The organism is Halomonas saccharevitans (assembly GCF_900116405.1).
In the GTDB taxonomy this organism is placed as follows: Bacteria; Pseudomonadota; Gammaproteobacteria; order Pseudomonadales; family Halomonadaceae; genus Halomonas; species Halomonas saccharevitans.
Genome location: NZ_FPAQ01000043.1, coordinates 19714 through 27521, shown reverse-complemented (window position 1 = coordinate 27521; position 7808 = coordinate 19714). Strand labels below are relative to the sequence as shown.

Genomic DNA, 7808 nt, shown 5'->3' with positions numbered 1-7808 from the left:
AATTACCTGATCGATTGTTAAAGAGCGTCTCGCTGTTGCCGTCGTGTCCGGCCGCATCATTGAAGCGGCGGTCTCGCCGGCGCCCTGCGAGGAAGGCGTATTCTACATGACCGGCGTTTCTTGTCAACCCGGCGAGGCGTTCCGAAGAAGCGAAGCGGGTGACCGAAACCTCATCTCGCCAGAGCGAAGTGAGTGCCGATCTAGTGGTGTGCATTCTACCGAATGCGGCGAGTTCGTCAAGCGGGAATTTTCAAAGCGACTTCGAAAAACCCAAATGGAAACAAGCACTTCCACCACTGTCACCGCCTGCAACGTTTGCCCGTTGCCGGCAGCGGATGCGTACTTTACGGCTTTCCCCGGCACCGCGCAAGGCCTCGATGAAGAAAAATGTCAGGGCCGTGTCGCGGCGGTGACCGAAAGCTTATCCACACCGCCCTATCTCGCCTCTACAGCACGACCGGCTGTGGATAGATAAAGCCGCTGGCCGGACACACGAACGCCCGCACAGGGCGGGCGTTCGGACAGGGCAGCTGGAGAAGCCAAGCGGCTCTCGAACCTTCACTTTCTGCTACCGACTTACCTATCGATGATCTCAGCCGCCGATGGCCAGGCGCACTCGTCCATCGCTGCTACCGTAGCCACTCACCTCGATCTCGTAGGTGCCGGGCTCGAGATAGCGATGGATCCGTGACCCGTAGCCCAGATCACCGGCGTCGTCGTTCTGTTCGTTGACCCCGTTGCCCCTCAGGTCGAGGACGGTATCCACCGAGCCCGAGGTGCTTTCGATAACGACATCCCGAGCCGCCTCCAGAACCAGCCGATAGGTCAGGCTACGACCGGGACTCAGCTGACCATAGATCACCTCGCCGGGCGCCACCTCACCTCCGTTGCCGATACGCCCCTCGAAGGCACGCTGCTCGGTGCGCAGGCGGTAGGTGCCGGTGCCGCTATAGCTCTCCACATCCAGACGATACTCGCCGGGTTGGAGCACGGTGGTAATGAGGGAGTTGCGGTCGCCGCCGCCGTCGTCGTCGCGCAGTTCGATACCGTTGCCGTAGAGCCGCAGCACGGGGTCGAAGGCGCCGGAGTCGAGAGCCAGCTCTACCTCGCTGACTGCGTCGACCTCGAAGCGATAGGTATTGCTGACACCATTCCCGGAGAGATTGCCACCGAGGCTCTCGCCGAGCGTCAGCGCGCCGCCGTTGTGCAGCTCACCGTCAAAGGCATCGAGGGAAACATCCAGCGCGTACTCGCCTTGCTCCTCACCGTAGCCGCTCACCTCGACGCGATATTCGCCGGGCATCAGCACAGTCTGCAGCCGCGAATCGGTATCGTTGCCGCCGTCGTCATCGACCAGCTCATTGCCTTCTCCCACGACGCGCAGCACCGTATCGAAGGCCGAGGAGCGCAGCGCCAGCGTAATGCTGCTGGGCTCGTCGATCGCCAGCGTGTAGACATTGCTGGATGCCGACTCGAGACTGCCGGTGATGCGATCGCCATCGCGCAACGGTCCAGCATTGCGACGGCCATCGGCCAGATCGTTGCGCTTGGCCTCGAGACGATAGATGCCGCCGGTGCCCAGCATGCGGCGCTCGCACGCCTCGCCCGAGACCTCGGCCGCCGTGTCACCGCGCTCGACCTCGACGCGGTACTCTCCGGCATCGAGATAGGCGTCCAGGCGCAGCTCGCCGGGCGCGCAGGCGCTGGCCTGCTGGCTGACGCCGTCGCCGACCAGGCGCAGGCCTACGTTAGCGTCACCGGAGAGGGACAGGTCGATCCAGGCGGGCGCCTCCAGCGTCAGGGGGTGTTCCGCTCGACCGTCCTCCAGCCGCCCGACCAGCGGCCGGTCGGTCTCGAACTCGGTCGCGAGGGAGACCGACTCGGCCTCCAGGCGATAGGGCCCGAAGGCGCCATCGTCTTGCCCGCTGATGGCCACCAGGGTGCACGCCTCGGCGGAGGCCGTCAGCGCCGCGCGCTCACCCTCGGGCTCGCTTGTGACGCTACCCAGCCACTGCCCCTGCTCGCCGAAGGCCGACAGGCGGGCGGCGAAGGGCGCCTCTAGCTCGTAGCGCACCATCGATGACGCCGAGCCGTCCGCCTCGCTGCACAGCCAGTGGGCGGCCACGCGCGTGCCGTCGCTGAGATTGACGTCGCTCGCGGAGGTGAGCTCGCCGGCGATGTCGCTGCCGAGGGTGGCCTCGGGAGCCGAGACGAAGCGTGCCTCTTCCTCGGCGCAGCCGGCCAGCAGGACCAGGCCGGCGGCGCCGATCAGCAGACGATGGGGGCGGAGAACCGCATGACCGGACGCCTTCCGGATTGCTTGTACTACCACTCGAAGTCTCCCTACGTGAGTATCTGCCTCTGTCGCACCCATGCGACGAGACGCAATACTTTAGCGGAAAACGGTTAAGAAAGGACAACCTCAACAGCAGCAAAAGCGCGCCCTCGAGGCCCCGGAGCGCGCAAGCGCTCCGGGGGCGCCACTCACGGCGCGCCGCTGGCCCGATCGAGCAGCGAGAGGATCGAGCGATAGGGGATGCCGCCATGCTCGGTCAGGCCGATCTCGCAGGTGCGCGAGTTGGAATAGCCGGCGCTGCAGCCGGCCACCTGTTCGGCCAGCCCCGCCAGCGCAGAGGCATTCAGCTCCGGCGTATTGAAGCCCTTGTCACCGGCGAAACCGCAGCAGGTGATCTCCGCCGGCACCACGACGTCGCGGGCACAGGCCCTCGCCAGGCCGACGAACTTGTCGGCGAGCCCCATGCGAGTGCTCGAGCAGGTCACATGCACAGCGACCCGCTCGTCCACCGGCGTGACGTCGAGCCGGGGCAGCAGGTGATCGTGGGCGAAGGCGACCGGCTCCAGCATCTCGAGTCGCTCATCGAGGTACTCCCGCATCTGCAGGGTGCAGGGGCTGGTGTCGCTGAGCACCGGATAGCGACCGTTCTGGCTCGCCACCAGCAGTTCGCGGTTGAGCTCACGTCCCTTGTGGGTCGCTTCCTCGAACTGCCCCTTGGACTGGAAGGCCATCCCGCAGCAGAGGTGGCCGATCATCTCCGGGAGGATGACCTCGAAGCCGGCCTTGTCGAGCAGCGCCAGGGTGATCTCCATCACCGAGCGCTTCTCGGCCGCGTCGTCATGGTCGGCGCCGAAGATGCGGGTGGCACAGGAGGGCAGGTAGACCACCTTGTCCCGCGAGGCATCGCCCGACGACACCCGCTCCAATACCCGAATCGACGCCGCCCCGGGCAGGGCCGGGCTCCACTGGGGAAGGCGATCACCGCTCAGCCGGCGCGCCCCGGCACTGGCTTTGGCCATCAGGTCGATGCCGAGCAGGGTCCTGGCCGCGCCGGCCGCGTTGAGCCCGCCCCGCGCCACACGGGTCACACCCGAGAAGTGGCGCCCGATGCGCCGCGCGACCCCAGCCGTGCCAGCGGCCCGCTCGTGGCGCATGCCGCGCACCAGGTCGCCGGTATTGATGCCCACCGGGCACTGGGTGGAGCAGAGGCCATCGGCGGCGCAGGTCTCGTCACCCGCGTAGCGGTAGTCCTCACGCAGGGCGGCCAGCCGCGTCTCGTCCTCGAAGCTGCGTGACGCGCCCAGCGCCTCTAGCCGCGCCAGCTCCCGGGCGATCACGATGCGCTGGCGCGGGGTCAGCGTCAGGTCCTTCGACGGGCAGACCGCCTCGCAGAAGCCACACTCGATGCACTTGTCGACGATCTCATCGGCCGCCGGCAGGGGCTTGAGGTTCTCCAGGTGCAGGGTCGGGTTGCGGCTCAGGATCACCTCGGGATTGAGCAGGTTCTCCGGGTCGAAGAGCGCCTTGATCTCCCACATCAGCGCGTAGGCGTCGGGGCCCCACTCCAGCTCCACATAGGGCGCCATGTTGCGCCCGGTACCGTGCTCAGCCTTGAGCGAGCCGCCGTACTCCACGCCGACCAGCTCGGCCACCTCGTCCATCAGCGCCTGATAGCGCTCCACCTCGCCGGGCTTCTCGAACCCCTGAGGGAAGACGAAGTGCAGGTTCCCCTCCAGGGCGTGGCCGAAGAGGATGGCGTCGCGGTAGCCGTGGCGATGGAAGATGTTGGTGAGCGCCAGCACACCCTCGTCAAGCCGCTCGATGGGAAAGGCCACGTCCTCGATGATTACCGTGGTGCCGATCTCACGCACCGCCCCCACCGCCGGGAAAAGCCCCTTGCGGATCTTCCAGTAGAGGGCGTAGGTCTCGGCCTCGCGGGTGAAGGTGACGGGCTCCAGGGTCTGGATGCCCTCGAGGGTCGCCTGCACCGCCTGCATGCGCGCCTCGAGTTCGTCCTCGTCGTTGCCGCGCACGTCGACCAGCAGCGCCGCCGCCCCCTCGGGCAGCGTCTTCAGCACCGCGGGCATGCCCGACTGGTCCTGTACCGAGCGCAGCGCGGCGCGGTCCATCAGCTCCACGGCGGAGACCGGCGCCTGCTTGAGCGCGATGGTCGCGCGGCAGGTCGTGCCCATGTCGGGAAAGAAGGCCAGGGCAGCGGCCTTGAGGGGCTCGTCGACCACGGTGTCGTAGGTGATGGTGCTGATGAAGCCCAGGGTACCCTCGGAACCGATCATCAGGTGCTTGAGGATCTCGATGCCGTCGTCGAAGTCGACCAGGCTGTTGAGGGCATAGCCGGTGGTGTTCTTGAGCCGATACTTGTGGCGGATCTTCTCGGCCAGCGCCGCGCTGCCTTGCGTCTGGGCGGCGAGGCGTTCGAGACTGGCCAGCAGCTCGCCGTGGGAGGCCCGGAAGTCAGCGATGCTGTCGGCGTCGGCGGTATCGAGCAGGCTGCCGTCGGCCAGGATCACGCGAATGTCGCGCATCGTGCGGTAGCTGTTATGGGCGGTGCCGCAGCACATCCCAGAGGCGTTGTTGGCGGCGATGCCGCCGATCATGCAGCTGGCGATCGAGGCCGGATCGGGCCCGATCTTGCGACCGAAGGGGGCCAGCAACTGGTTGGCCCGGGCGCCGATGACCCCGGGCTGCAGGCGGATCGCCCGCCCGTCGTCGAGCACCGCATGATCCCGCCAACCGCGGCCGAACTGGATCAGCACCGAGTCGGTCACCGCCTGGCCGGAGAGCGAGGTGCCGGCGGCGCGAAAGGTCACCGGGAGTTGCCGGGCCCGACACTCGGCCAGGACCCGCTGCAGCTCCGCCTCGCTCTGGGGACGCACCACCAGCCTCGGGATCAGCCGGTAGAAGCTGGCGTCGGTACCGTAGGCCAGGGTGCGCAGCGGATCGTCGATCAGCCGCTCGGCGGGCAGCACGTCGCTCAGTGCCTCGCGCAGCGCCTCGAAGGGCGCCGTCACGCCGCCGGTCTCGGTTCCCCGTGCAGTCTCATCACCCATCTCACCCTCCTCTCTCATGCCGACACGCCGAGTCATTATTCAGTGCGGCTCGCGCTGTGCACCAGCGAATCCGATCCGAGATCGGCGATGGTGCGCGCCCCGGTGAGCGTCATCGCCACGCGCATTTCCTTGTCGATCAGCTCGAGCAAATGCGCCACGCCCGCTTCTCCAGCGGTGGCCAGCGCGTAGATGAAGGCACGTCCCAGCAGGACGGTGTCGGCACCCATCGCGATCATGCGCACCACGTCGAGGCCATTACGCACGCCGGAATCGGCCAGGATGGCCAGGTCGCCCTTGACCGCATCGGCGATGGCCGGCAAGGCATGTGCCGTCGAGGGCACCCCATCGAGCTGGCGGCCACCATGGTTGGAGACGACGATGCCATCCGCGCCGAAGCGCACGGCATCGCGGGCGTCCTCGGGGTCGAGGATGCCCTTGATGATCATCGGCCCGTCCCAGAACTCACGGATCCATTCCAGATCCTTCCAGGAGATGGAGGGATCGAAGTTGTCGCCGAGCCAGGCGATGTAGTCCTCTAGCTCGGTGGGGTGGCCGCGATAGTCTGAGACATTACCCAGGTCATGAGGGCGCCCATGAATGCCCACGTCCCAGGCCCAGCGCGGATGAGTCGCCGCCTGCAGCATGCGGCGAATCCCACCGTACTTGCCGCTCATCCCGGAGTGGGCGTCGCGATAGCGCGCCCCGGGCACGGGCATGTCGACCGTGAAGACGAGCGTCTTGACGCCTGCGGCCTTGGCACGCTCCAGCACATGCTTCATGAAGCCCCGGTCCTTCAGCACGTAGAGCTGGAACCAGAGGGGACGATCCACGGCCGAGGCGACTTCATTAATGGGGCAGACCGACACCGTGGACAGCGTGAACGGAATGCCCTTCCCGGCCGCCGCTCTCGCCGCCTGCACCTCGCCTCGCCGGGCGTACATGCCCGTCAGGCCCACCGGTGCCAGCGCCACCGGCATGGCCAGCGACTCGCCGAACAGCTCGGTCTCAAGCGACAGGGAGGACATGTCCTTCAGTACCCGCTGGCGCAGGGCGACACCGGCCAGATCCTCGACATTGCGTCGCAGCGTATGCTCGGCGTAGGCTCCGCCGTCGGCGTAGTGGAAGAGGAAAGGCGGAATACGGCGCTCGGCGGCCCGGCGGTAGTCCGTGGAAGCTGAAATGATCATGGCGAGTCCCGTGCAATGGGTGGACGATCCAAGGGTGGCTGGCGACGACCTCGTGTCGAGTGCGGGGGCGTCTCACCCCTGGCATGCGAGCGACCGCCTCATACCGAGCCCGACCCCGAAACCGGATATCGATCAAACGCGCCCTCGGGCCTATCCCTGTGCAGGCCTGAGGAGTCGCGTCTGGTGGCGATCAAGCACGGCCACTCCTCATGACGAATGACCGGACTAGCCACTGGCTATTGGTAAAACCAATTTACAACTGACGTGAAGCGCACTCTAGAAGTGCCTGGCGATCGGTGTCAAACCGCGCACCCCAGGACCTGCTTATACTTTAGTGTCGTCTCTCCCAGGATCACCATAACTCTTTGAACGCCTGAGCCTTTGCCCATCGAAGCCGACTTGCCAGGCAGGCGCCTCATCGCCTAATATTGGTCTTACCAATTCCATCTCCATCCTTCTTTTCCAATGGTGCTCCATGGCCTACCAACCCGTTCAGCATCCGCGCCTCGCCGACGTCATCACCGAGCGCCTGGAGGCGCTGATCCTCGAGGGCAGCCTGCGGCCCGGCCAGCGCCTGCCGCCGGAGCGCGAGCTGGCCGAGCGCTTCGGCGTTTCACGGCCTTCGCTGCGCGAGGCCATCCAGAAGCTCTCGGCTCGCGGGCTTTTGACCAGCCGCCAGGGCGGCGGCACCTTCATCAGCGAGGAGCTCAACAGCGGCTACAGCGACCCGCTGCTGGAGATGCTCTCCCGTCACGGCGAGTTCCACCTCGACCTGCTGGAGTTCCGCGATGCCATGGAGGGCATCTCCGCCTACTACGCTGCACTGCGCTCCACGCCCACCGACAAGGCGCTTTTGATCTCGCGTTTCGAGGAGCTCGAAGCCTGCTTCAAGGGCCACGACCCGGTGCTCGAGGCGCGCGCCGACGCGGCCTTCCACATGGCCATCGCCGAATCGGCCCACAACGTCCTGCTGCTGCACACCATCCGCGGGATCTTCCACCTGCTGGAAAAGAGCATCGTCGACAACCTGGCCCACCTGTTCGAGAAGCCCGAGTCACGGCCGCTGCTGATGGAACAGCACCGTGCCCTGCTCGACGCAATCCTCGAGGGGCGCGCCGAGGACGCCCGAGCCCGGGCCCACGAGCACCTGGTGTTCGTCGAGGAGAGCCTGCTCGAGGTCGAGCGCGCCGAGACCCGGGCCCAGCGCGCCCTGCGCCGCTCCCAGGTCATGCCCGCCGACGCCCACTGAGGCCTCTT

4 protein-coding genes are annotated in these 7808 nt (G+C 66.6%); 1 reads left to right on the top strand and 3 read right to left on the bottom strand.

Annotated features, from left to right (window positions below):
• Positions 1 to 592: 592 nt before the first annotated feature.
• The 3 genes from BM388_RS15395 to lldD form a co-directional block, all read right to left on the bottom strand.
• Positions 593 to 2332, bottom strand: a complete 1740-nt coding sequence (locus tag BM388_RS15395; protein ID WP_089851761.1) for a hypothetical protein — start codon at positions 2330 to 2332, stop codon at positions 593 to 595.
• Positions 2333 to 2484: 152 nt separating this feature from the next.
• Positions 2485 to 5364, bottom strand: a complete 2880-nt coding sequence (locus BM388_RS15390; protein ID WP_089851759.1) for an FAD-binding and (Fe-S)-binding domain-containing protein — start codon at positions 5362 to 5364, stop codon at positions 2485 to 2487.
• A gap of 35 nt (positions 5365 to 5399) precedes the next feature.
• A complete protein-coding gene (gene lldD, locus BM388_RS15385; protein ID WP_089851757.1) occupies positions 5400 to 6551 on the bottom strand; it encodes an FMN-dependent L-lactate dehydrogenase LldD in 1152 nt (383 codons plus the stop codon).
• Between the two features lie 475 nt (positions 6552 to 7026).
• Between lldD and BM388_RS15380 the strand changes: the two genes are divergently transcribed.
• Positions 7027 to 7800 carry a GntR family transcriptional regulator gene (locus tag BM388_RS15380; RefSeq protein ID WP_089851755.1) on the top strand — a complete coding sequence of 258 codons (774 nt, stop codon included), beginning with the start codon at positions 7027 to 7029 and terminating at the stop codon, positions 7798 to 7800.
• The last annotated feature ends 8 nt before the right edge of the window (positions 7801 to 7808 follow it).